The 23,440-nt window shown below is 57.2% G+C and carries 24 protein-coding genes, 1 tRNA gene and 1 pseudogene; 11 read left to right on the top strand and 15 right to left on the bottom strand.

What is annotated here, in order from left to right; all coding sequences use genetic code 11:
• Window positions 1–166 precede the first annotated feature (166 nt).
• Window positions 167–1,609 (top strand): magnesium transporter, encoded by a 1,443-nt coding sequence (gene mgtE / locus ACHPFG_RS24595; protein WP_065926188.1) that lies wholly within the window; start codon window positions 167–169, stop codon window positions 1,607–1,609.
• Window positions 1,610–1,797: 188 nt separating this feature from the next.
• Here the strand turns inward: mgtE and ACHPFG_RS24590 are convergent, their stop codons facing one another.
• The 3 genes from ACHPFG_RS24590 to ACHPFG_RS24580 form a co-directional block, all read right to left on the bottom strand.
• Window positions 1,798–2,124: an Arc family DNA-binding protein gene (locus tag ACHPFG_RS24590; RefSeq protein WP_003175643.1), complete on the bottom strand. Its 327-nt coding sequence runs from the start codon at window positions 2,122–2,124 to the stop codon at window positions 1,798–1,800.
• Window positions 2,125–2,515: 391 nt separating this feature from the next.
• Window positions 2,516–2,695: a PA3371 family protein gene (locus ACHPFG_RS24585; RefSeq protein ID WP_431700666.1), complete on the bottom strand. Its 180-nt coding sequence runs from the start codon at window positions 2,693–2,695 to the stop codon at window positions 2,516–2,518.
• Between the two features lie 11 nt (window positions 2,696–2,706).
• The gene (locus ACHPFG_RS24580) at window positions 2,707–2,937 is read right to left on the bottom strand and encodes a hypothetical protein (RefSeq protein WP_431700665.1); all 231 of its coding nucleotides are present in this window, start codon (window positions 2,935–2,937) and stop codon (window positions 2,707–2,709) included.
• A gap of 326 nt (window positions 2,938–3,263) precedes the next feature.
• On the opposite strand from ACHPFG_RS24580, the gene ACHPFG_RS24575 reads away from it, so the two are divergent.
• Window positions 3,264–3,340, top strand: a tRNA-Arg gene (locus ACHPFG_RS24575).
• 288 nt (window positions 3,341–3,628) lie between these two features.
• Window positions 3,629–5,011 carry an MFS transporter gene (locus tag ACHPFG_RS24570; RefSeq protein WP_431700664.1) on the top strand — a complete coding sequence of 461 codons (1,383 nt, stop codon included), beginning with the start codon at window positions 3,629–3,631 and terminating at the stop codon, window positions 5,009–5,011.
• Window positions 5,012–5,069: 58 nt separating this feature from the next.
• On the opposite strand, the gene ACHPFG_RS24565 is transcribed toward ACHPFG_RS24570, so the two are convergent.
• From ACHPFG_RS24565 to flgA, 4 genes are all read right to left on the bottom strand, one after another.
• Window positions 5,070–5,819, bottom strand: a complete 750-nt coding sequence (locus tag ACHPFG_RS24565; RefSeq protein ID WP_431700663.1) for a flagellar brake protein — start codon at window positions 5,817–5,819, stop codon at window positions 5,070–5,072.
• 96 nt (window positions 5,820–5,915) lie between these two features.
• Complete coding sequence (locus ACHPFG_RS24560) at window positions 5,916–6,386, bottom strand: flagella synthesis protein FlgN (RefSeq protein WP_027607781.1); 471 nt, start codon at window positions 6,384–6,386, stop codon at window positions 5,916–5,918.
• Window positions 6,387–6,434: 48 nt separating this feature from the next.
• Window positions 6,435–6,758, bottom strand: a complete 324-nt coding sequence (gene flgM / locus ACHPFG_RS24555) for a flagellar biosynthesis anti-sigma factor FlgM (RefSeq protein WP_184743753.1) — start codon at window positions 6,756–6,758, stop codon at window positions 6,435–6,437.
• 141 nt (window positions 6,759–6,899) lie between these two features.
• Window positions 6,900–7,664, bottom strand: a complete 765-nt coding sequence (gene flgA / locus ACHPFG_RS24550) for a flagellar basal body P-ring formation chaperone FlgA (protein WP_431700662.1) — start codon at window positions 7,662–7,664, stop codon at window positions 6,900–6,902.
• 90 nt (window positions 7,665–7,754) lie between these two features.
• Here flgA and ACHPFG_RS24545 point away from each other — a divergent pair, with 90 nt between their 5' ends.
• The 7 genes from ACHPFG_RS24545 to ACHPFG_RS24515 all read left to right on the top strand — a co-directional run bounded on the left by ACHPFG_RS24545 (window position 7,755) and on the right by ACHPFG_RS24515 (window position 14,012).
• A complete protein-coding gene (locus ACHPFG_RS24545; RefSeq protein ID WP_431700661.1) occupies window positions 7,755–8,687 on the top strand; it encodes a chemotaxis protein CheV in 933 nt (310 codons plus the stop codon).
• A 42-nt stretch (window positions 8,688–8,729) separates the two neighbouring features.
• Window positions 8,730–9,557, top strand: coding sequence for a protein-glutamate O-methyltransferase CheR (gene cheR, locus ACHPFG_RS24540; protein ID WP_090400438.1), 828 nt, complete (start codon window positions 8,730–8,732; stop codon window positions 9,555–9,557).
• Between the two features lie 293 nt (window positions 9,558–9,850).
• On the top strand, window positions 9,851–10,258 hold the full coding sequence (gene flgB, locus ACHPFG_RS24535; RefSeq protein WP_003175633.1) for a flagellar basal body rod protein FlgB: 408 nt from the start codon (window positions 9,851–9,853) through the stop codon (window positions 10,256–10,258).
• Window positions 10,259–10,261: 3 nt separating this feature from the next.
• Window positions 10,262–10,705 carry a flagellar basal body rod protein FlgC gene (gene flgC, locus ACHPFG_RS24530; RefSeq protein WP_024076985.1) on the top strand — a complete coding sequence of 148 codons (444 nt, stop codon included), beginning with the start codon at window positions 10,262–10,264 and terminating at the stop codon, window positions 10,703–10,705.
• Window positions 10,706–10,721: 16 nt separating this feature from the next.
• A complete protein-coding gene (gene flgD, locus ACHPFG_RS24525) occupies window positions 10,722–11,447 on the top strand; it encodes a flagellar hook assembly protein FlgD (RefSeq protein ID WP_431700659.1) in 726 nt (241 codons plus the stop codon).
• Window positions 11,448–11,478: 31 nt separating this feature from the next.
• Window positions 11,479–12,792, top strand: a complete 1,314-nt coding sequence (gene flgE / locus ACHPFG_RS24520; RefSeq protein WP_431700658.1) for a flagellar hook protein FlgE — start codon at window positions 11,479–11,481, stop codon at window positions 12,790–12,792.
• A 293-nt stretch (window positions 12,793–13,085) separates the two neighbouring features.
• The gene (locus tag ACHPFG_RS24515) at window positions 13,086–14,012 is read left to right on the top strand and encodes a hypothetical protein (protein WP_431700657.1); all 927 of its coding nucleotides are present in this window, start codon (window positions 13,086–13,088) and stop codon (window positions 14,010–14,012) included.
• A gap of 433 nt (window positions 14,013–14,445) precedes the next feature.
• Here ACHPFG_RS24515 and ACHPFG_RS24510 read toward each other — a convergent pair.
• From ACHPFG_RS24510 to ACHPFG_RS24475, 8 genes and pseudogenes are all read right to left on the bottom strand, one after another.
• Window positions 14,446–15,735 (bottom strand): annotated as a pseudogene (locus tag ACHPFG_RS24510) (MFS transporter); the annotation flags it as partial.
• A 51-nt stretch (window positions 15,736–15,786) separates the two neighbouring features.
• Complete coding sequence (gene fucP / locus ACHPFG_RS24505; protein ID WP_431703518.1) at window positions 15,787–17,013, bottom strand: L-fucose:H+ symporter permease; 1,227 nt, start codon at window positions 17,011–17,013, stop codon at window positions 15,787–15,789.
• Window positions 17,014–17,118: 105 nt separating this feature from the next.
• On the bottom strand, window positions 17,119–17,466 hold the full coding sequence (locus ACHPFG_RS24500; protein WP_431700656.1) for an L-rhamnose mutarotase: 348 nt from the start codon (window positions 17,464–17,466) through the stop codon (window positions 17,119–17,121).
• Window positions 17,463–18,239, bottom strand: coding sequence for an SDR family oxidoreductase (locus tag ACHPFG_RS24495; protein ID WP_431700655.1), 777 nt, complete (start codon window positions 18,237–18,239; stop codon window positions 17,463–17,465). The genes ACHPFG_RS24500 and ACHPFG_RS24495 overlap by 4 nt, the downstream gene beginning before the upstream one ends.
• Complete coding sequence (locus ACHPFG_RS24490; protein WP_431700654.1) at window positions 18,236–19,099, bottom strand: amidohydrolase family protein; 864 nt, start codon at window positions 19,097–19,099, stop codon at window positions 18,236–18,238. Before ACHPFG_RS24490 ends, ACHPFG_RS24495 begins: the two co-directional genes overlap by 4 nt.
• 5 nt (window positions 19,100–19,104) lie before the next feature.
• Entirely contained in the window at window positions 19,105–20,382 is a 1,278-nt protein-coding gene (locus ACHPFG_RS24485) for an L-fuconate dehydratase (protein ID WP_431700653.1), read from the bottom strand.
• A 14-nt stretch (window positions 20,383–20,396) separates the two neighbouring features.
• Entirely contained in the window at window positions 20,397–21,245 is an 849-nt protein-coding gene (locus ACHPFG_RS24480) for a fumarylacetoacetate hydrolase family protein (protein ID WP_431700652.1), read from the bottom strand.
• A 58-nt stretch (window positions 21,246–21,303) separates the two neighbouring features.
• On the bottom strand, window positions 21,304–22,044 hold the full coding sequence (locus tag ACHPFG_RS24475) for an SDR family oxidoreductase (RefSeq protein WP_431700651.1): 741 nt from the start codon (window positions 22,042–22,044) through the stop codon (window positions 21,304–21,306).
• Between the two features lie 247 nt (window positions 22,045–22,291).
• Between ACHPFG_RS24475 and ACHPFG_RS24470 the strand changes: the two genes are divergently transcribed.
• Entirely contained in the window at window positions 22,292–23,053 is a 762-nt protein-coding gene (locus ACHPFG_RS24470) for a FadR/GntR family transcriptional regulator (protein WP_431703517.1), read from the top strand.
• The last annotated feature ends 387 nt before the right edge of the window (window positions 23,054–23,440 follow it).

Below are 23,440 nucleotides of genomic sequence, written 5' to 3'. Positions count from 1 at the left end.
GTTAAAAACGGACGCACGGTGTATCATTGCGCCCGTCAGCCCCGCCGGGGCTTGTGGAATACCTCCATGGACTTACCCAGTAGTTACTCAGTACCCCGTTTTACCAATCATGAATTGACTGATTGATCCTTCCGGCGTGCCCCGCTGCTGGGAGTGGAGTTCGCCTATGACCGAAGTAGAAGTAAAGAAAACTCAAGAAAGCCTGCAGGATCGCCTGGCTCAAGTCATCGAGCTGCTGCAGCGCCAGCGTGTGGTCGAAGATTTCACGCACCGCCAGGATGGTCCGAATAACGACCTTGTCGAAAACCTGGTCCACCGGCAAAACCTCGTCGAGTTGCAACGCAAACTCGATGACCTGCACTCCGCCGACGTTGCCTACATTCTCGAAGCCTTGCCGCTGGATGATCGACTGACCTTGTGGCAGTTGGTCAAGGCTGACCGTGACGGCGACATCCTACTCGAAGTATCCGACTCGGTCCGTGAAACCCTGATCGCCGACATGGACGATCACGAGCTGCTGGCGGCGGCCAGGGAGATGGACGCTGACGAACTGGCCGACCTCGCCCCCGAGTTGCCGCGTGATGTTGTCCATGAACTGATGGAAGCCCTCGACGGCCAGCAGCGTGAGCGCGTGCGCTCCGCGTTGTCCTATGACGAGGATCAGGTCGGTGCGCTGATGGACTTCGAGATGGTCACCATCCGCGAAGACGTCAGCCTGGAAGTGGTATTGCGTTACCTGCGCCGGCTGAAAGAGCTGCCGAGTCATACCGACAAACTGTTCGTGGTCGACTATGAAGGCATTCTCAAGGGTGTGCTGCCGATCAAGCGCCTGTTGGTAAACGATCCGGAGAAAAAAGTTGCTGACCTGATGGCCAGCGATACCGTGAGCTTTCACCCGGATGAAGATGCTTACGACGCAGCGCAGGCCTTTGAGCGTTACGACTTGATCTCTGCCCCGGTGGTCGACAAGAACGGCAAGCTGATCGGCCGTCTGACTATCGACGAAATCGTCGACTTGATTCGTGAAGAGAGTGAAACCGAAGTCCTCAACATGGCAGGTTTGCGTGAAGAGGAAGATATTTTTGCGTCAGTCTGGCGTTCCCTGCATAACCGCTGGGCCTGGCTGGCCGTTAACCTGATTACCGCGTTTATCGCCTCCCGTGTGATCGGGCTGTTCGAGGGTTCCATCGAGAAGCTGGTGGCCTTGGCTGCGTTGATGCCGATTGTGGCCGGCATTGGTGGTAACTCGGGTAATCAGACCATCACCATGATCGTGCGCGCCATGGCGCTGGACCAGGTCAGTACCGCTAACTCTTCGCGCTTGCTGCGCAAAGAGTTGGCAGTGGGCCTGATCAATGGCCTGGTGTGGGGTGGGGTGATTGGCGTGGTGGCCTACTTGCTGTACGGCAGTTGGTCCCTGGGTGTGGTCATGACCGCTGCCATGACCCTCAACCTGTTACTGGCTGCCCTGATGGGCGTGTTGATCCCCATGACCCTGGCACGCCTCGGGCGCGATCCAGCCATGGGCGCCAGCGTGATGATTACGGCCATGACCGACAGTGGCGGCTTCTTCATCTTCCTCGGTTTGGCGACGATCTTCTTGCTCTGATCTGTCTTGCGCGGGCTCCCTCTGCGTAGCAGCTGGCGAGCCCTGGCGAGGCTGCGGTGTGTCAGGCAGGCTGCAAACGCAGCCACACCAGGGCTCGCCAGCTGCTACGTGATAAACATCTCGGGCCCTCTATAAATCCCAGGCAAAAAAAAGCCAGCACATGGCTGGCTTCGGCTTTCAGTTGCAGATCAATTGGCTTCTGCGGCCGCCTCGACGTCGTGCGCGATAAGCGAGACAAGGGCATTTTGCTGGCGGTGGGAGAGCTGACGAAAACGCTGCAGCAGTTCGCGTTCGTGCAACGACAGCTCGGGGCTGTCCAGACGCATGCTCAGCTCGTCACCCAACGCACCTTCCTGAATAAGGCTCTGCTCCAGGCGCGCGATGATTTCGGAGTTCATGCTGCGGTGATGATTGCGAGCCACCTCGGCAATGCGTTCCCGCATTCCGTCTGGCAGACGTACGACGAACTTGTCAGCCGTACGGCTGGAATAAATTGCCTGTTTCAATGGGCGCATATATTTAACCGGTTAGTTCAGGGGAGCGGTTATTGGAATTGGCCGCAATGAGTGTTAAGACAAGACTCACGACCAAAGTTCAACCCGAATTGCAAAGAGGCCGCATCATGCCTCAGATTTGCCAGTTCCTTGGCGTCAATTCTGTGACAAATATTGAACTGCCTGAAGGCTTTATGCCAGCACTCATTTGCATTTTTGCGGACTGGTTGGAAAACTTTTCCACGAGTGATTCCACGAGGGAACTTCCCGTAAGTCCAGGCCACCACAGGGTTTGAGGCCGCACATCCTATAGCAAAGTGGCCTTTTGCCCTTCATTTTAAGACTAGTGGCAATTTGCCGATTTACTAGGACGAAGCGACATAAGGTAGGGGGAGAGCAGAGAAGGAAGGGGTCAGCGTACAACCGGGTCAAATTTGATTCGGCGACCCATGACAAGCGTCAGCAGAAGCAGGCTTGCGAAAACACCGGCAGTAATGAATGCGCTGGTTTGCCCCTCCTGAGAGCTTGCACTCAGGCCCAGAAGGCCAGTCACGATGGTCAGGCACAGAAACAGCCAGGCAAATTTGCTCATGATCAGTGTCCTTAGAAAACCCAGTGTTCAGGTGCAGGCCCGGCCTGGGTGCCTTGAGTCAGGCGTATTGGTGCTTGTGCGTTCGGTGTCATCACGGCCAGTTGCGGGCGTTGTTGCAAGTGGTGGGGGACTGCCTGTTGGCTGATCTGAGCGGGGTCGTTGCTGCCAGTCGATTGAAAGTGGAACATCACCAGTGCAGCCAGGGCGACGGTGTTGAGAGCTAACAGAAGGGCACTGTTCATGGTCATGTTCTCCGTTTAATGCCTTGGCTGGATGGGGCTTGCAGGAGAACTGTTGCAGGTGTCGTGCCAATGTATTAATCCAATTAAATCAATGGCTTGAGTTTGGTTTGATGGGGCAGATGATTGCAATTTGCAATGCTGGAATTTTGGGTGATTGCATTTTGCACGATCAGGCCAAGTGCCCGTATTTGCGGGGCGAAACCGCGATCGCTCCGGTAAGGCTCGGCCTACACTCAAAAAGCCCACGGACGACATGACAAAACCCACTTCGGCCGTTAACATGCACGCCGTCTGTCGCAGTCCCCTTGGCCTGATGGCTGTCATTTGTCTCAGTAGCTCAATTGGATAGAGCATCCCCCTCCTAAGGGGAAGGTTGGCAGTTCGAACCTGCCCTGGGACACCAGATTCGAAGCCCGTAAAGAAAGCCTCGCACAGAACCTCCTGGCGGGGCTTTTTTGTGCGTACTCGATCTTTTTGCTGGCGGGTCGAACCTTGCCGCCGATCAAGGTTCACAGCAGGTGCTGTGATGTATTTGTTGCAACGATGTACCTTGCGCGCCATCCGACAGCGTCTGAGCTGTTAAGCAAAATAATCCCCGGAAACAGCGCATGTTGCCTGTCCGGACCCGGTCACCCCGGACTATCATGCCGATAGCCCTGTCTCTCACCGCAAGGAGCCGCTCGGAACGCCGATGCGCCAGATCTGGAAATCTTTTCGAGCCCTTTATTTCGCCTCCTTGATGATGCTGATTGGCTCCGGCCTGCTCAGTACCTACCTGGCCTTGCGCCTGGCGGCCGACAATGTCGACAGTCTATGGGTGGGTGCACTGATGGCGGCCAACTACTTTGGCCTGGTGCTGGGCGGCAAGATCGGGCATCGCCTGATTGCCCGGGTGGGGCATATCCGTGCCTATGCCACCTGTGCCGGGATTGTCGGTGCGGCGGTGTTGGGCCATGGCCTGATCGATTGGCTGCCGGCCTGGATTGTGCTGCGGATAATTGTGGGTCTGGGAATGATGTGCCAGTACATGGTCATCGAGAGCTGGCTCAATGAGCAGGCAGATGCCAAACAGCGTGGCGTGGTGTTCAGCGGTTATATGATCGCCTCCTACCTGGGACTGGTATTGGGCCAGTTGATACTGGTAATGCATCCCCAGCTTGGCCTTGAGCTGCTGATGCTGGTGGCGCTGTGCTTCGCCCTGTGCCTGGTGCCGGTGGCCATGACCCGGCGCATTCACCCGGCAGCCTTGCATCCCGCGCCGATGGAGCCGCGCTTCTTTATCAAGCGTGTGCCGCAGTCGCTGAGCACGGTGTTGGGGGCGGGGTTGATCGTCGGTTCGTTCTACGGTCTGGCGCCGCTGTATGCCTCCCAGCAGGGGTTGAGCACCGAACAGGTGGGTCTGTTCATGGGTAGCTGCATTTTTGCCGGGTTGCTGGTGCAGTGGCCGCTGGGCTGGTTGTCGGATCGTTATGACCGCGCGCTGCTGATCCGCTGCTTCGCCTTGTGCCTGGCGGTGGCGGCACTGCCGTTGGCAATCATGACCCAAGTGCCGCTGGAAGTGCTGTTTGTGGCGGGCTTCCTGTGTTCCCTCGTACAGTTTTGCCTGTATCCATTGGCGGTGGCGTTTTCCAACGACCATGTGGAAGGGGATCGTCGGGTATCGCTGACGGCCATGCTGCTGGTGACCTACGGTATCGGCGCCAGTGTCGGGCCGTTGCTGGCGGGTGTGGTGATGAAGCTGTTCGGCAGCCAGATGCTGTACGCATTTTTCAGTCTGTGCGCGCTGATCCTGGTGTGGCGAATCCGGCCTAAGGCGGTGACCAATCTGCACCAGGTGGAAGATGCCCCCCTGCATCACGTGGCAATGCCCGACAGTATGTCGAGTTCACCGCTGGTGGCTGCGCTGGACCCGCGGGTCGACGAGCAGGTGGTGCAGGAGCAGATGCAAACTGTCCCCGATCCCGAGCCGCAGGTCGATCCAGAGCCGCCGGTGGATGAGCCCGCTTTCGAAGGGCCACCCGAGCCCCTGGGGCCGGATGAGCATCCCCACGAATTGAGCAGGGCGCGCCCCTGAAAGCAAAAAACGGGCAGATCCCAAAGGGTCTGCCCGTTTTTTTTGTGATCGTTAAAGATCAAAAATCGTCGTCTTTGTCGAACCGTCGTGCTTCACGCTGCAGCTGGTACACAAAGCGCTCGACCTGGCGTTGCACCAAACCACTCATGTTGTGGAAGCGCACGCCGGCGAAGGTCGTGTTGATCCTTTCTTCGAAGTGCAGGTATCGCAGCTCGACGGCGGTGGTCATGCTGCCAAACGGCAGGGCTGCGATAAAGCGGTCGTAAACCTGGCCCAGTTGCAGGCGCTCGGAAATATCACCTTCAAAACGCAATTTGCAGCCGGTGGCGGAAATATCCAGCAGTTTGCCGTTGACCGGCAGCTGAAGTTTCTCGCCGCCCAGCTCAATATTCACCAGTTGAGCCAGCTTCAGTGCGGCGCGGAACGCGTTGCGGCGCTGATGGTAGACCACCTCGTCCGGCATGCTGCCGGTATAGATACGGTGGCCGCCTTTTTCGCCGATGGCCAGGGTGCCATTGCTTTCCCAGGCGACGCGTACGCCATCATGGAAACCTTCGATGCGAAAGGGTTCGCCGTTTTCGAGGTGGCGCTCGCCGTCGCGGGGGATCATTTCGTCCAGCGCCAGCGTGTTGCTGTCGCGGTTGACGTCTACCAGGTAGCTCTGGAAGCGCTGGCTGCGTTCGTGGAAAGTGATGATCAGCGGGTCATGGCTGTCTTGCAGCATCCGCAAGGTGCCGGCGATTTCCAGAGGCGTGGTGAGGACCTTGGGTGGCTGCGGGGCATCTTCCGCATTAAGGGCGTTGAACACGGTTCTTCCATCTCCAGACAAAATACGACTACACGCAAGAACCGGCATTTTGCCAGCATGTGGCGGGCCTTGGATAGGGCGCGCTGTAAACCGGTGTCAGGCTTGGCTGCGGGTGCTTGGCTTGACCAGACGCGAGGTGGAGCCCTGGGCGTTATAGAGTGCCGGAGGCTCTCCGCCGTGGAGTATACGCAACTGGTTGGCGGTCGTAGCTTGCTGAAGCTGGATCGACTGACCATTAAGCAGGTTGGCTTCCTGGCACTGGGCGAGCAATTGGTTGAGTTCTTTGCTCTGGGCCAGCAGTTGATCGCCGACCGAGGAGTGGCTGGCCAACTGCGCCAGGCCGTCGTGGTCTGCTGGCAGGCCGAGGCTGATGAGGATCTGGCTGCGTTTTTTGCCGTGCTGTTCCAGCAGGACGATCAACGACTGCTTGCGCGCCAGAATTTCTTCCAGCAACGGCATGTCCCGGCCATAGAGGGCCAGTGATTCTTCTTTGAGCAGCTCGAGCAATTGCTGCGTCGGCGCTAGATCATCAATGATCAGTTGAAGCAAATGTTCGTCGTGATGCATGGCTGGCCTTGGGTTTTAAGCGTCCAAAAGCCCTGCGCAGGCCTTTGCCTAGCGCTCGGCTTCGAAGTTAAGCAGCTTGCTGGCTACACGGTTGCTGTCGACTTTATAGCTGCCATCGGCGATCGCCTGCTTCAATTCGGCCACGCGGGCTTTATTGACTACCGGTTGATCGCGCAGCGAGTCAGTGACCTTCTGCAACTGTTGAGCCTCATTGCTCAGGTGTACGGATTCCCCGCTTTGGCTGGCACTGGCCTGTTCTGCCTTGGCGGGCAGTGCCGGGGCCTTGGCTTCTACGCTGTCCTTGGTGCTGGTGGTGCGCGTAGTGCCTGACGTCGTCGGGGCGTTATTCAAACGGCTGAAATCGATGACCATGATAAAAAAACCTCTGGGTATTTGGACGCTTGCCATGTTTTCGGCAATACCCGGACAAACTTTAGGCGCGAATGACAATAAATCTCCGCACGGGATATCTCGTGCACAGTGTAGGAAAACCCAGCGTCCTGTACCAGTGATCTATAAAGCGACCTCGACTTGCCCTGGGGCTGTCACCCGCGCCTTGATCACACGGTTGGAGTTGAGGTTCTTGACTCGAATCTGTTCGCTCATGCCGCCGTTGGACAGTGCTTCGCCCGGCATTTTTACATTCAATCCGCCGCTGCTCGCGGAAATCACCACCTGATCGCCCTTGCGGATGACCTCGGCCTGTTCCAGATGCACCAGGGTAATGACCTGATCGGTGACCACTGGTCGGGTCAATTTCTGTCCGATGGCCTGGTCCAGGGATGTCAGGTAACCCTGGCTGATCTGGCTGATGTCGCGTTCACGCAGTACAACGTCCTCGAAAGCGATGATGCCCGTGCGTTTCATCGGGCGAGCAACCACCACTACATCACGGAACAATTTGACCTGGGCCGGCACGAACACCGTCCAGGGCGAGGCGCCTTCGCAGCGTACCTTTACCGTCACGCGCCCGATCGGTTGGGCGGGGCTTTCCAGGGTCGCTGTCAATTCCTTGTCGCACATGGGCATGCGCAGGCGCGGGTCCAACTGGTTGACCTGGATTTCATAACGCCCCGGCGTCTGTGTGGTCGCCAGATAATCTTCTACAGTGAACTCAAGAAAGCCTTGAGTGACGCCGATAAGTAGATCAGGCAAGGTGACGTTCTCTGCACGGGCCGTGGTGCCCAGGCTGAAGGCGAGCAGCGCCAACGGTGCGCAGAGCAATCTGCAAAACCATGTCAGGTGAAGGCGTCGGGAAACTGTCGTTTTAATGTCCATATTCAACAAATAGCAAAGCTCGTGCCGTTTAGTGTTGGGGGCGCGCCGCCCTTGTAGGTAAGCCAAAAGTTTTAGCGTAGGAGTCATGGCATGGCAGGAGTAATGGATTCAGTAAACCAGCGCACACAGCTGGTAGGGCAGAATCGCTTGGAGTTGCTGCTTTTTCGTCTGGATGGCAAGCAGCTGTATGGCATCAACGTATTTAAGGTGCGGGAAGTGCTGCAATGTCCCAAGCTGACGATCATGCCCAAATCCAGTCCGGTGGTGTGCGGTGTGGCGAATATTCGTGGTGCGACTATCCCGATTCTTGACCTTGCCCTGGCCACCGGTTCGGCTGGCCTGCAGGATCGCGAGAACCCATTCGTGATCATTACCGAGTACAACACCAAGACCCAGGGTTTCCTGGTGCGCTCGGTGGAACGCATCGTCAACATGAACTGGGAAGAGATCCATCCGCCGCCCAAGGGCACCGGCCGCGATCACTACCTCACGGCGGTGACGCGGGTCGATAACCAGCTGGTGGAGATTATCGACGTGGAGAAGATCCTTGCCGAAGTGGCGCCCACCTCGGAATCGATTTCCGTGGGGGTGGTCGACGCCGAAACGGCCCACAAGGCGGTCTCGCTGCGTGTGCTGACGGTGGATGACTCCTCGGTGGCGCGCAAACAGGTGACGCGCTGCCTGCAAACCGTCGGCGTGGACGTTGTCGCCCTCAATGACGGGCGCCAGGCGTTGGATTACCTGCGCAAGCTGGTGGATGAAGGCAAGAAGCCGGAAGAAGAATTCTTGATGATGATCTCTGACATCGAGATGCCGGAAATGGACGGCTATACCCTCACTGCTGAGATACGCAACGATCCACGCATGCAAAAACTGCATATCATCCTGCATACTTCGTTGTCGGGCGTATTCAATCAGGCGATGGTCAAGAAGGTCGGTGCCGATGACTTCCTTGCCAAATTCCGCCCTGATGACCTGGCATCCCGGGTAGTCGACCGGATCAAGGCAGCAGATCACAGCTAGGGTTTTTCCCCTGGCAGTCATACGATTTTAGAGGCGGTATCAGTGTCTACGGGTAATTTGGATTTTGAACAGTTCCGGGTCTTCCTGGAAAAAGCCTGTGGCATATTGCTCGGTGAAAACAAGCAATACCTGGTATCCAGCCGTCTTAACAAACTGATGGAGCAGCAGGGCATCAAGTCCCTGGGCGAGTTGGTTCAACGGATCCAGGGGCAGCCGCGCAGTGGCCTCAAGGAGATGGTGGTCGATGCCATGACCACCAACGAAACCCTGTGGTTTCGCGACACCTACCCCTTTGAAGTGCTCAAGAGCAAAGTGCTGCCGGAGGCCATCAAGGCCAGCCCGGGCCAGCGCCTGCGTATCTGGTCGGCCGCCTGCTCCTCAGGACAGGAACCGTACTCGATTTCGATGTCCATCGATGAGTTTGAGCGGACCAACATGGGCCAGCTTAAAGCCGGGGCGCAAATCGTCGCCACCGACCTGTCAGGCACCATGCTCACCAACTGCAAGACCGGCGAGTACGACAGCTTGGCCCTGGGCCGTGGTTTGTCCCAGGAACGCCTGCAACGTTACTTCGACCCGAAAGGGGCGGGGCGATGGGCGGTCAAAGCGCCGATCAAGAGTCGCGTGGAGTTTCGCTCGTTCAACCTGCTCGACAGCTATGCCAGCCTGGGCAAGTTCGACATGGTGTTCTGCCGCAACGTGCTGATCTACTTCTCGGCCGAGGTGAAGAAAGACATCCTGTTGCGCATCCACGGCACCCTCAAGCGTGGCGGTTACCTGTTCCTCGGTGCATCCGAGGCACTCAATGGCCTGCCGGATCATTTCCAGATGGTGCAGTGCAGCCCTGGGATCATCTACCAGGCCAAATAATAATGTGGGAGGGGGCTTGCCCCCGATTGCGGTGTATCAGTGATAGAGACATCAACTGATCAACCGCTATCGGGGCAAGCCCCCTCCCACATTTGTTTCTGCGACAAAGTTGAAGAAGGCGGCAAACCCCATTGCCGCTTTACTGGCGCCACGCGGAAGCCCATTGCCGCTTTTCTGGCATTGCCGCCCGGCAAGCTTCGCGCAACCCCTTGATTTACTGCGTTTTCAGATATTGGCATGCGCCTTGCTATAACCCTGTTAACGAACAGCAGGTCAGCCTAAAGGTTTCCGCCATGAGCATCAGCTTCGATAAAGCGCTCGGTATCCACGAACAAGCCCTGGGCTTCCGCGCCCAGCGTGCCGAAGTCCTGGCCAACAACATTGCCAACGCCGACACCCCGAACTACAAGGCTCGGGACCTGGACTTCTCCGCCGTGCTCGCCGCACAGCAGGACAAGACCAAGAACGGCACCTTCGCCTTGAACATGACCAATAGCCGTCATATCGAAGCGCAAGGCCTGAGCAGTGGGGACGAGTCGCTGCTGTATCGCACGCCGATGCAGCCGTCGATCGACCAGAACACCGTCGACGCCCAGCTGGAGCAATCGGCCTACGCCGAGAACTCGGTGAACTTTCAGGCCAGCTTTACCCTGCTCAACAGTAAATTCAAAGGGCTGATGTCAGCCCTGCGTGGAGAGTAAGCCATGTCCCTGTCCAGTGTTTTCAATATTGCCGGCAGTGGCATGAGCGCGCAGACCACGCGCTTGAACACCGTCGCCAGTAACATCGCCAACGCCGAGACCGTGTCTTCGAGCATCGACCAGACCTACCGCGCCCGTCACCCGGTGTTCGCCACCATGTTCCAGGGCGGCCAGAGCGGTGGCAGCGATTCGCTGTTCCAGAACCAGGATGCCGCCGGCCAGGGCGTGCAGGTGCTCGGTGTGGTCGAAGACCAGAGCAACCTCGAGGCTCGTTACGAGCCGAACCATCCTGCCGCGAACGAAAAGGGTTATGTCTATTACCCCAACGTCAACGTGGTCGAGGAAATGGCAGACATGATTTCCGCCAGCCGCTCGTTCCAGACCAACGCGGAAATGATGAACACCGCCAAAACCATGATGCAGAAGGTCCTGACCCTGGGTCAGTGATAAGGGGCGCCAAATAATGGCCATCGTTGATACCACGACCAATTCGGCAGTCCAGGACCTTTTTAACTCCAAGGTCAAGACCGCTACAGACAACACCACCGTCGCCGACGCTACCAAGACCGCGACGGGCAGCCAGTCCCTGGGCAAGGACGCGTTCCTGCAACTGCTGGTGACCCAACTGAAAAACCAGGACCCGCTGTCGCCTCAGGACAACGGCGCGTTCGTGGCTCAGCTGGCGCAATTCAGCAGCCTGGAAGGCATCAATACCCTGAACGACTCGGTGAATGCGATCTCCAGTAATTTCAGCTCGTCGCAAGCGCTGCAGGCGTCGTCTCTGGTAGGGCGTTCGATCATCACCCAGACCAACAAGGCCTTGGTGGACACGAGCAAGAGCATGACCGGTTCGGTGGCGGTGACTGCGGCGACGGGCAACGTTGCCATCAAGATCACTGACAAAGACGGCAATGTGGTCCGCACCATAGATATGGGTGCCCAGAGTGCGGGTAACTCCGACTTCATCTGGGATGGCAAGAACGACGACGGTGAGGTCGCCCCAGCCGGCACCTACACCTTTGCGGCGACGACCAAGAACGACAAGGGCGAATCGGTGGCCATGGCGACTTCGTTGCCGGCAACGGTGACCAGCGTGACGTTGAGCAAGACCGGCGGCGAAATGCTGCTGAACCTTGCAGGTGGCATGGGCAGCGTCAAGCTGTCGCAAATTCAGACTATCGGTACATAGAGCCGGCTAAATACGGCAGAGGGAGAGAAACATGTCTTTTAACATCGGCCTTAGCGGCCTCTATGCGGCCAACAAACAACTGGACGTGACCGGCAACAACATCGCCAACGTCGCGACCACTGGCTTCAAGTCGTCCCGTGCGGAATTCGCGGATATCTACGCCGCGTCCAAACTGGGCACCGGCCAGAACAGCATCGGCAACGGTGTGAACCTGGCAGCGGTGTCCCAACAGTTCACCCAGGGTGATGTCAACGGCAGTGGCGGCATTCTGGACATGGCGATCCAGGGCGGCGGCTTCTTCGTGCAGAAAGGTAGCGACGGCTCGCTGGAGTACACCCGCAGCGGTGCTTTCCGTGCCGATAAAGACGGCTATATCACCAACAATACCGGTACCTCGCGCCTGCAAGGCTACGCGGCGGACGATGATGGCAAAATCATCAAGGGCGGTCTGACCGACCTGCAATTGAACCTGTCGAACCTGCCGCCGAAGGCGTCTACCAAGGTGGACTCCACCAGTAACCTGAACTCCTCGGAACCGGTGATCAACCAGACGCTCAAGCCATTCGACCCGGCGGACACCAGTACCTTCACCACCCAGTACAGCACCACCTTGTACGATGCCCAAGGCAACGCACACCCGATGGTGCAATACCTGGTGAAAACAGACGGCAACAAGTGGAACGCCTACACTCTGATTGACGGCCGTAACCCAGACGGTTCGCCGCCGACGGGCGGCACCCCGGCCACCCCACCGGTACCGTCGACACTGGCCTTTGACGGTTCGGGCACGCTCACCAGTGTCACGACGGGCGGTGTGGCAAATAACACCCTGACCATTACCGGCTGGGTCCCCGGTACAGTGACCGCTGGTGTTTGGAAGGCAAACGGTGCGACCGCGAACCCAACGGGAATCGCCATCAACATGGCCAACATCACCCAGTACAACTCGGCCAGCTACCGTAACCCTCCGATCACCGATGGCTACGCCACCGGCCAGATCACCGGCCTGAAAATCGACGGCAGCGGCGTACTGTTCGCCACGTTCAGCAACCAGCAGAGCAAGGCCATCGGTCAGATCTCCCTGGCCAGCTTCAACAACGAGCAGGGCCTGCAGCCAGCCGGCGGCACTACCTGGAGAGAGACCTTCGCCTCGGGCCAGCCAGGTTACGATGCCCCGCAATCCGGTACCCTGGGTTCGATCGTGGCCAACTCCCTGGAGAACTCCAACGTCAATCTGACCAACGAGCTGGTGGACCTGATCAAGGCCCAGAGCAACTACCAAGCAAACGCCAAGACCATCTCCACCCAGAGCACCATCATGCAGACCATCATTCAGATGACCTGATGCCGTAGGCTCCATACCAAGCCCCTCGTAAGAGGGGCTTTTTTGTGGGTGTAAGAAAAAACCATAAAAAAATTAAGGTTACTTGTCGAAATGCTTGGGGAGGAACACTCCATTCCTGCCTTGCCACTGATTGGTCCAGAGCCTTACGGGCTTACCAATCAATGGGAGCACCAAAGATGTGGAGTTCAGGAGTTTCTGCGTCAAGTACGGGTCGCATACCTTTTTTGTCGGGCGTTGCGCGAGGTGATTCGCCGCCTGTTGAACCTGCCGCTGATGTATCTACGGTTAAGTCGTTGCTTAGCCAACTGTTCGATGCCGATCAAGATGGCAAGACCCAAACGGTTCAGGACTTGCGCAACACGTTGAATGAGCTGCGTGAGAAGTTGGGTGATGGAAGGTTCAAGGATGTGCTTAACACGCTGATCGAAGAAGCCGATGGCAAGTTTCTTGAATTTCTCAGGCGGCTGCTGAGGGAGTGGTTCCCCGATAACGATGACGTAACACCGCCGGTGCCGCTCTCGCCGAGAGGTGGCGGTGGAGGCGGTGGAGGCGGCGGTAGAGTGAACCCGGCGGGTTTTGGCCCTGCCGAGTCCATGAGCAATAAGCCGATTACCGAAGGCTCGAAGTATTACCACTACAAGCCAGACCACAGTAATCCTGGGAAAAAGCCGGACAATATATGGAGCGGCTTCAGCCAAGGGCCTGATGGCAATTGCGTTACCGTTTCTGCAATCAAAGCCGCAATGATGCGGTACGGCCAGAAACCTACGGATGTCTTCAAGGAGGTAAAGGAAACGAGCACAGGCTATGACGTGACAATGCGTGATGGTTTCAAACTGTCCTTGACCAAGGATGAATTGAGGCAGGCTGCCACACATGCTCGTTTCAAGGGCGATGATCCGGCGATGATGACCGATGCCAACTTTATGTATGCCGCGAGCGCCAAGCGGGCGCAGATAGAAAATAATGATTACGTAGCAGGGCGCAGTTTCATGGCCGCGATGAACAGCCTCAACGATGGCGAGTATTCCCGCGAAGGCCTGGATCGCTTGGGGCTGAGGGGGCTTTACAGGCCGGCGACTGATGCCGACTTGAGAAACAGCAGGGTGGGGACGGTGGAATACAACGGCCACTCGATGGCTGTGATCGATGGTCGCATCGAGTTGTGGGGGCGCCGTGGTGGTGTGCCTCAGTCCGGTATAGCGACCGTGTTGATCTAGCCCTCTAGGAGGGATTTTCGGGCAAAAGAAAGCCCCCGATACACCGCAGGCATATTGGGGGCTTTTCAAGACGGGGCGGTTAAACCCAAGGTGGGTTCAGCTTAATGGCAGAGTGCCGACAGGCGTCTTTCGTATGCCTGTAATGGTCTGGTTGGCTGATTAACCAAGCGTCTCGACCAAGAGGAAGCCGGCTGCGGGCGCATGCGGACTTCCGATGAGTTGGTGCGTTCAGCCTCGACGCGAGTGACAAAGATGCCCGGTCGATCTCGCTTTCGATTATGCGTATCCGGCTTGGGCTTCGGACAAAAATGGCTGTGGTTCCCTGGACACTTCAGCTTGGCTCCTCAATAGCCCGGTTATTCGCCGAGGAGCCTATTGTGGTTTTCGATGACCGCTTCTGGCCGTTTTTCAGCCGGTCGCTACTGGGAAGTGCACCCGCTTGCTTGCTCGGCTCGTGACCTTCTTTTGCCGAGCGAAGCAGCATCAGTGCGCCGAGCAGGGCGGTCACCGCCAAGAAGTACATCCCCGCGTGGGCGTTGTTGAAGTAATGCTCGGCCCAGGTTTTGACCGTCGGGGCGAGGAAGCCGCCAAGGTTGCCCAATGCGCCAATCACCGCAATCCCGCTGGCCGCTGCGGCACCGCCCAAAAAGAGGGTAGGAAGGGTCCAGAACAACGGTTGCACGGTGATGAACCCGGCGGCAGCAACGCAGAACGCAAGTATCACCAACGGCAGACTGCCGCTCAAGGTTGAGCCCACCATCCCAATTGCTGCCAGTGCGAGCATCAAGGCTGCAAAACGAGCTTGCTGGCCTTTGCGGTCGGCGTAGCGGGTGACCGCGTACAGCACGCAAACAGTAGCAATCCAGGGGATGGCGGTCAGCATGCCTACTTTCAGACCGATACCGGTGGAGAGCAGTTCGGCGATTCGCGTGGGCAGGTAAAACAGTACACCGTAGACACTCACTTGAATTGTGAAATAGATCAGGGTGAAGTAAAGCACCTTGGGGTTGATCAGCGCGGCACGCCATGAAGAGGGGCCTTGATTGGCTTTCAACAGTTGCTCTTTTTCCAGTTCGTGTTCAATCGCTGCTTTTTCTTCGGTACTCAACCAGTTGGCATCTCGCGGTTTGTCGGAAAGGTAAAAGAACGCAAACACGCCAATGATCGAGGCTGCGAGGCCTTCGGTGACAAACATCCATTGCCAGCCGGCCAGGCCGAACTGGGCGGTTTCCAGCAGCCAGCCCGACACCGGCCCGCCTACCATCAACGACACCGGTACACCGAAATAGTAAATGCCGTAGGCCGAACCGCGCTGGTTCTGCGCAAACCAGTAGGTCAGGTACAGCACCACGCCCGGCGACAGACCGGCTTCGGCCACCCCCAGCAAAAAGCGCAGGATATAGAAGCTGGTTTCGTCGTGGGCAAACATCATTGCGGCCGAGACCAGCCCCCAAGTGACCATGATGCGGCTTAGCCAGATACGGGCGCCAATCCTGTGCAGCATCAGATTGCTGGGCACCTCAAACACGGCGTAGCCAATAAAGAAAATGCCCGCACCAAGCGCAAAAGCGGCGTTACTCAGGCCGGTGTCGGCCTGGAAGGCGTGTTTGGCAAAACCAATGTTGGATCGGTCAATGATCGCCATCGCAAACATCAATGCGACAAAGGGCAAGATGCGCCAGCGAATTTTACTGAGTGCCCGTTTCAACGCAGTGCTGGACATGACGCGTCTCCGATTATTGTTGTTTTGGAGTGCAGCAAATCGATACAGCTCTTACAGCTTCTTCAAGGCGCCTTGGGCATAGGCCGCTACTACCAAAAAACAGCCCATCGGTAATAGATACGCCATGGCAGTGGACGAATGATCAGCCACCACGCCCATCAGGTAAGGCAGCAATGCGCCGCCGACAATGGCCATGATCATGAATGAGCTGCCGCGCTTGGTATGTTGGCCGAGGTTTTTGACGCCCATGGCGAAAATGGTCGGGAACATGATCGACATAAAGAAGAACATCGCCACCAAGGCCACCACTGACACGCCTTCAATACCCATAACCACCACGGCGCTCAGTGCTACGTTGATTAGAGCGTAAGTCAGCAGTAGGCGCTGAGCATTCACCCGGCCCATCAGCCAAGTGCTGAAGAAACGGCCAAACATGAAGCTGAGCATGGCCACTGACAGGAGATACGCGGCCTGTTGGCTGCTCATCTGCGCCCAGTGTTCGGTGACGTAGTTGATGAAAAATGCACCGACGCCGACTTGCGCGCCGACATAGAAAAATTGGGTGATCACTCCGGTGACGAATTCACGGTGCTGCCACAGGGATTTGCTGTCGTGCTGCTGGACCTGGGATTCTTGCTCACGCAAATCAGGCAGCGGGGTCCGGGCTATAAGTACAGTTACCAGCAACACCATTGCGGCAATCACCAGATAGGTGGTTTGGAGTGACTGGGTGGTGTCGACGTTGTTGGCACCGCTGAAGAACAACGCACCTCCAATCAGTGGGCCAAAAAACTGCCCCAGGCCGTTGAATGATTGAGCCAGGTTCAAGCGCCGCTCTGCGCCTGCGGGTGAGCCCAGCGCCGTGGCATAGGGATTGGCGGCGGTTTCAAGACAGCCCAGACCGCAGGCGATGACAAACAATGCGAACAAAAAGAACTGAAAGCTTTGTGCGGCCGCCGCAGGCATAAACAGTAGGGCGCCGGTAGCGTAGAGGCACAGGCCCATCAGGATGCCGGCCTTGTAGCCGTATTTATCCATCAACAAACCGGCAGGCAGAGCGATTAAAAAGTACGCCCCGAAGTACGCGCTTTGAAGCAAGCCGGATTGCGCTTTGCTGACGTGCAGGGTTTCTTGAAAGTGCTTGTTCAGGACATCCAGCAAGCCATAGGACAAACCCCACAGGAAGAACAGAGAGGTCACCAAAATCAGGGCTCTGCGATAGGATGTAATCGCCCGAATGATGGGTGGAACTGCGACGTTCGATTGCTTGAGTGACATGGCATTTTTCCTTTTTATTGTTGTTAGATCGGTGCAGCGGTCTGTCTGAAACATCGGGGTGGTTTAAGCGTGAGCAAGCCCACGTCCACTGGGTCTATCTCTGCCTCAGGGTTGCTCGGTGAGGGTGAAGATCCGAGTCATCGGTGCCCATTTTTCTGTCGGTTTTGTCCATGGCGTGGGTTGCTGAAAACGCCACATCAACGCTTCCCATTCCTGCACCAAGGCGTCGCCGGCAGCCGCCCTTGCAAGCGCTTGGGTGCTGAATTCGGGGGCGGTGTCCATGACCATAAAAAGCCGCGTGCCCAATCGCCAAATCTGCATGTCGAGAACGCCGTGCTGACGCAGGTGCTCGCTGACACGAGGCCAGATTTGTTGATGCAGATGCTCGTATTCGGCAATCAACGCCGGGTCGTCAATCAGGTCCAGAGCCAGGCATTGGCGCTGGGCGTTCATGTCAGCGCCCGGTCCAGATGGGTGTAGCCGCCATCCACCACCAACCATTGCCCTGTGGTATGGGAGGCCCGCGGCGACAACAGAAACAGCACGCTGTCGGCGATCTCTTCACTCGTAGTCATGCGTTGTTCAAATGGGATTTTTTCGACAATGCTCGCCAGCTTGGCTTGCGGGTCGGCAAAGGTGTTGACCCAGCGCTCGTAGAGTGGAGTCATGACTTCTGCCGGAATCACCGCGTTGACCCGAATTCCATCGCCACGCAATGAAGTGGCCCATTCGCGAGTCAACGACAGTTGCGCGCCTTTGGCGGCGGTGTAGCCGCTGGTGCCGCCCTGACCGGTGAGAGCCGTTTTGGAACTGATATTGACGATGGAGCCGCGCGTGGCCTTGAGTGCGTCCACGCACAGGTGAGTCATCAAGTAGTAATGGATCAGGTTTTTTTCCAGCGATTCAACGAATGCCGAACGCCCGGCTTCAAGCCCCACACCATCGTTGACCCCGGCATTGTTGACCAGTCCGTCGATGCGTCCGAAGCGCTGCTGCACGCTGGCGACGGCGGCGCGACAAGCCTCTTCATCACGCAGTTCGACCTGAATAAATAAGCTTTGTGTGCCGCGCAGATCCAGCTCTCGTTTCAGTTCATCTGACAGCGGGCTATGGCCGAAAATTACCGGAATGGCGCCTTCGTTTGCTAAACCTAAAGAGATGGCGGCACCAATACCCGAGCCGCCGCCCGTGACGATAAAAACCTTGTCTTGTAGGTACAGATTCATTGCATCACTCCTTCAATCCCGTAAACAGCGCAGGCATTGCCGCCCCAAATTGCGGCTTGCTGCGTCGTACTCAAGCTGTGCAATACGCTGTCGACCAAACGGTAGGTATCTGTGTAGTGACCGGCCAACAGGCACACCGGCCAGTCTGAGCCGAACATCAGGCGCTCAGGGCCAAACAGGTGCAGTGCGGTTTCCAAGTAGGGCGTCAATTGCGCGCTTTGCCAGTCTTGCCAATGGGCCTCGGTAATCAGCCCCGATAACTTGCAACTGACGTGGGGCAGGGCCGCCAGCGGTGCGAGTTGCGCAGCCCAAGCGTGCAGGTCTTTGGCCTGCACGTCAGGCTTGGCCAAGTGGTCGAGCACCAGGTGATGTTGATCGTGTAGCTGGCACAAGCGCGTTGCGGCCCCCAGATCAGTGGCTTTGATCAGCATTTCGTATACCAGCCCCTGACGCTGCAAGGTTGCCAACCCCCGATTGAATGCCGGGTTTTGCATAAACTCGCGAGGTGAGCTTTCGTCCTGTAGTTGATGACGAAAACCCCGCAATACCTTGGCCTCAGACCAACGTTCCAGCGACTGTTCAAGGTCGCCGGCACACAGGTCAACCCAACCCACCACGGCATGTATCCACGGATAACGCGCAGCCAACATCAATAGTTGATCGGTTTCGCGCTCGCAGGCGCGAGCCTGCACGGCGATGCAGCCGTCAACTCCGGCTGCATCCAGTAAAGGCTTCAGATCATCGGGCTGAAAGTCCCGGCGCAAGCAATCCATGTCGCGGCCGATCCAGGGATAGGCTTCAGCGTCATAGCGCCAGAAGTGCTGGTGAGCATCCAACCGAAGTGGGTGTGAGGATGGCATGGCGGTTAGCCCCGATACCGGAACTGTTCGCGGGAGGCGGTCTTCATCTGGATAGAGAAGCCAGGTGCCTGTGGTGGCATGTACGCCGCATTACGAATGATGCAAGGGTCTACGAAGTGTTCGTGCAGATGGTCGACAAACTCCACTACACGACCTTCATGAGTGCCGGCGATGCACAGGTAATCAATCATCGACAGGTGCTGAACGTACTCGCACAACCCCACACCGCCGGCGTGCGGACATACCGGTAAGTTGTACTTGGCGGCCATCAGCATCACCGCCAACACCTCATTGACCCCGCCCAGGCGGCAGGCGTCAATCTGCACGACATCAATCGCTTCACGCATGATCAGTTGTTTGAACACGATACGGTTCTGGCACATCTCTCCGGTGGCGACTTGGACCGGGGCGACCCCCAAGCGAATTTTTCGATGGCCTTCGACGTCGTCCGGGCTGGTGGGCTCTTCAATAAACCATGGGTTGGCGAAGGACAGTTCGCGCACCCAGTCGATGGCCGTATCGACTTCCCACACCTGATTGGCGTCGATCATCAATTGGCGATCCGGGCCCAGCACTTCACGGGCAATACGCACGCGGCGGATGTCGTCATCCAGGTCGTGGCCGACTTTGAGTTTGACGTGGGAGAATCCGGCGTCGACCGCCTCCTGACACAGGCGGCGCAGTTTGTCGTCGGCATACCCCAGCCAACCGGCGGAAGTGGTGTAGCACGGGTAACCTTGCGCTTCGAGCTGGGCCAGGCGCTCGGCTTTACCGTGGGTACGTTCGCGCAGCAGCGTCAGGGCTTCTGCGGGGGTGATGCAGTCGGTGATGTAGCGAAAGTCAATGCAACGCACCAACTGCTCGGGGCTCATGTCCGCAACCAAACGCCATACCGGCTTGCCCTCGGCCTTGGCCCACAAGTCCCAGGCAGCGTTGACTACTGCACCGGTAGCCAAGTGAATGGCGCCTTTATCCGGGCCGATCCAGCGCAGTTGGCTGTCACTGGTGACGTGGCGCCAGAAACGACCCATGTCTTCGGCAATCCATTCCAGCTTCAACCCCACCAGCAAACTGGCCAGTGCGTTGATCGAAGCGCAGCAAATTTCGTTGCCACGGCCGATGGTGAAGGTTAGCCCGTGGCCCTCAAGGCCCGATGTATCAGTTTCGAGAATCACATAGGCCGCTGAGTAGTCCGGGTTCGGGTTCATCGCATCCGAACCATCGAGAGATTGCGAAGTAGGAAAGCGGATATCTTCAACGCGTACGGCGGTAATCATGGTCATGGTGCAGCTTCCTGTCACTGGGCATTCACGGTGCGTTGGTTTTGTTCGCCGAGGCCGGCGATGCCCAGCCGGATTTGCTGACCTGCGCGCAGGTACACCGGCTCAGGCTTCAAACCCAGACCGACGCCAGGGGGAGTGCCGGTAGAGATCACATCGCCGGGTTGCAGGCTCATGAACTGGCTGAGGTAACTGATGATTTTCGGAATCTGGAAAATCATCGTCCGCGTATTGCCGTTCTGGTAACGCTTGCCGTCAACTTCCAACCACAGGTCCAGCTGATGCGGGTCGGCGATTTCATCGCGAGTCACCAGCCAAGGGCCGAGCGGGCCGAACGTGTCGCAACCTTTGCCTTTATCCCAAGTGCCGCCCAGCTCCAGCTGAAACTCGCGCTCGGACACGTCATTGATTACGCAATAACCCGCCACGTGTTCAAGGGCATCGCTTTCGCTGATGTAGCGGCCGCCTTTGCCGATGACCACGCCCAGCTCGACTTCCCAGTCGGTTTTGCGTGAGTTGCGCGGGATTTCGATATCGTCATTCGGGCCGACAATGGCGCTGGTCCATTTGCTGAATATCACTGGTTCGGTCGGGATGGCGGCGCCAGTTTCGGCTGCGTGGTCGGCGTAGTTGAGGCCGATGCAGATGAACTTGCCGACTTGGCCGACGCAAGCGCCGATGCGTGGCGAGCCTTCAACCAGCGGCAGGCTGGACGGGTCGATATCTTGCAGGCGGACAATGCTCTGTGGGCTCAGTGTTTCGCCTGCGATATCAGCGACCACTGCGGACAAGTCGCGCAGTTGACCGTTGTTATCAAGGAGAGCAGGACGTTCCTGGCCTTTTTCGCCATAGCGCAGCAATTTCATATGAATTCCTTTGTAAGTTAGAACCAAGGGGGGCGCAGATCGAATGTGGCAGCAGGTGTCAGTTGCTCCAGCCGCCATCAATAATTTGCGCAGTTCCGGTGGTGAATCCGCTGGCACTCGAACCCAGGTATAACGCCAGTTGCGCTATTTCCTCGGCGGTGCCGATGCGGCCCATGGGTTGGCGGGCAACGAAGGCGGCATAGACCTCTGCGGTACTGCGACCTTCACGCTGGGCTTGTTCACTGATGCGTTGACGCAGGGAGGGGGAGTCAACGGTGCCGGGGCAAATGGCGTTGCAGCGGATGTTCTGACTAACGAAATCAGCTGCCACTGAACGTGTCAGGCCAATCACCGCGCCTTTGCTGGCGCAGTACGCAAACCGATTGGGGACGCCTTTAACGCTGGAAGCCACCGAGGCCATGTTGATGATCGAGCCGCCACCGTTCTCTATCATTCCCGGCAAAAAAGCGCGGATCATGCGGTACATGGCAGTAACGTTCAGGTCCAGAGCGAAGGCCCAGTCTTTTTCGCTGCACTCCAGGATGTTGCCGCTGTGAACCACGCCTGCGCAGTTGAATAGAATATCCAGCGGACCCAGCTCTTGGGCCAGACGCTCAATAGCGCTTGCATCGGTGACGTCTAGAATATGGGTATGTGCACCTTCAAGTACTTCGAGGGCGCTAGCATTGATGTCTGCGGCGAATACTTCAGCGCCAGCAGCGAGATAGGCCTGGACACTGGCCAGGCCAATGCCCTGTGCGCCCGCCGTGATCAGCACGCGTTTGCCGGAAAGATCCATAAGTGCTCCGTGACGCTAAATATTTATTGTTATTGTGAAGTTTTGGCCCAATGGTCAGGCCATTGAGGGCGAAACAATTGGCAAACCTACTCAAGAGTCGGGGTAAAGTTTGCTATGATCACTTCACGTTACGGGTTCAATGGTCAGGCCATTGAGCCTTTTATAGCATTCAGCTCAACCACCAACAAGCGTCTTTCTGCACAAAAGTGCTTGTCGAATGCTGTCCAGACCCAGAGCTTATTTCTCAATGCCATTTCAAGTTATTGATAATCAAAGACTTTACCGGCAAATCGCCGACCAGCTGCGGGCCTTGATCGACAGCGGAGAATTTCCCCCTGGCAGCCGTTTGCCGGCCGAGCGTGAATTGGCCAAGTTGCTAGGCGTGAGCCGTGCCTCGGTGCGAGAGGCGATGATTGCGCTAGAAGTGATCGGCTTGGTGGATGTACGCGTTGGCAATGGGGTATTGGTTTGCGAGCCCTCGGTACAAACGGTATCGAATGAGCCGGTGATGGCCCAGGTCACGCGCAATCAGTGGAGAGAGCTGGACCCTGAACTGGGGATTGAGATTGATTTCAGTGCTGAAATCCCGCCATTCGCCTTGCTTCAGGCCCGGCGCCTGATCGAGCCCGAAGCCGCCGCACTTGCGGCGTTAAATGCCAGCGATGAAGAACTGGCAGGTATCCGTGAGGCGTTCGAGCGCAATGTTCAGGATAACTTCGAAGATTCACACACTCACCCCGGAGACCGTCTATTCCATATCCGCATCGCTCAAGCCTCGGACAACCCGGCCTACGCGCTGATGATTCAACACCTGTTGGGCCATCGCTATGGCAGCATGTTCCAGCGCCTGCAAAGTCATTACAGTTCGGACGACATGCCCCATCGTTCGGAAGATGAACACCGGCGTGTACTGCAAGCATTAGAGCAGCACGACCCCGACGCAGCGCGTCAGGCAATGGCCGAGCATCTGGATGAAGTGATCAGGATTTTCAGCCGTAACGCCCAGTAAGCATAAATCCGGAATCTCGTACTCATCGATATTCCCCTCTCTACTCTGCAATTGTTCGTTGGCAAGCCGGGGATAGTCGTCTAGTTCCGAGTTCAGGAGGAAGGTCGCTCGGTCTTGTAGGTCGGTTGCGTAAGCCGGGAGGAATGTTCCGGGGGTATTTACCAAACCAATTCGATTCAGGTCGTAGTGGTCTACAGGTTGGGGGCTCTGAACAGCTCTGGAAGGTCAGATTCTTCGAGCCATCGTTCTGTCTCGAAGTAACTCGAGCCCCACCCACGGTTTAGGGCAGTTTTCAATCAGCGCTAACAGTCTGGCCTGCTTAACATTCTTGAATCCCCCCTGATTTGCTCAGCACTGTAAATCGCGCGGAGTGAAGGTGCAGATGCA

The sequence above is a fragment of the Pseudomonas sp. BR20 genome, from assembly GCF_050780135.1.
Lineage (GTDB): Bacteria > Pseudomonadota > Gammaproteobacteria > Pseudomonadales > Pseudomonadaceae > Aquipseudomonas.
Note: the sequence above shows the minus strand (reverse complement) of the source record. Positions and strands in the feature narration are given on the sequence as shown.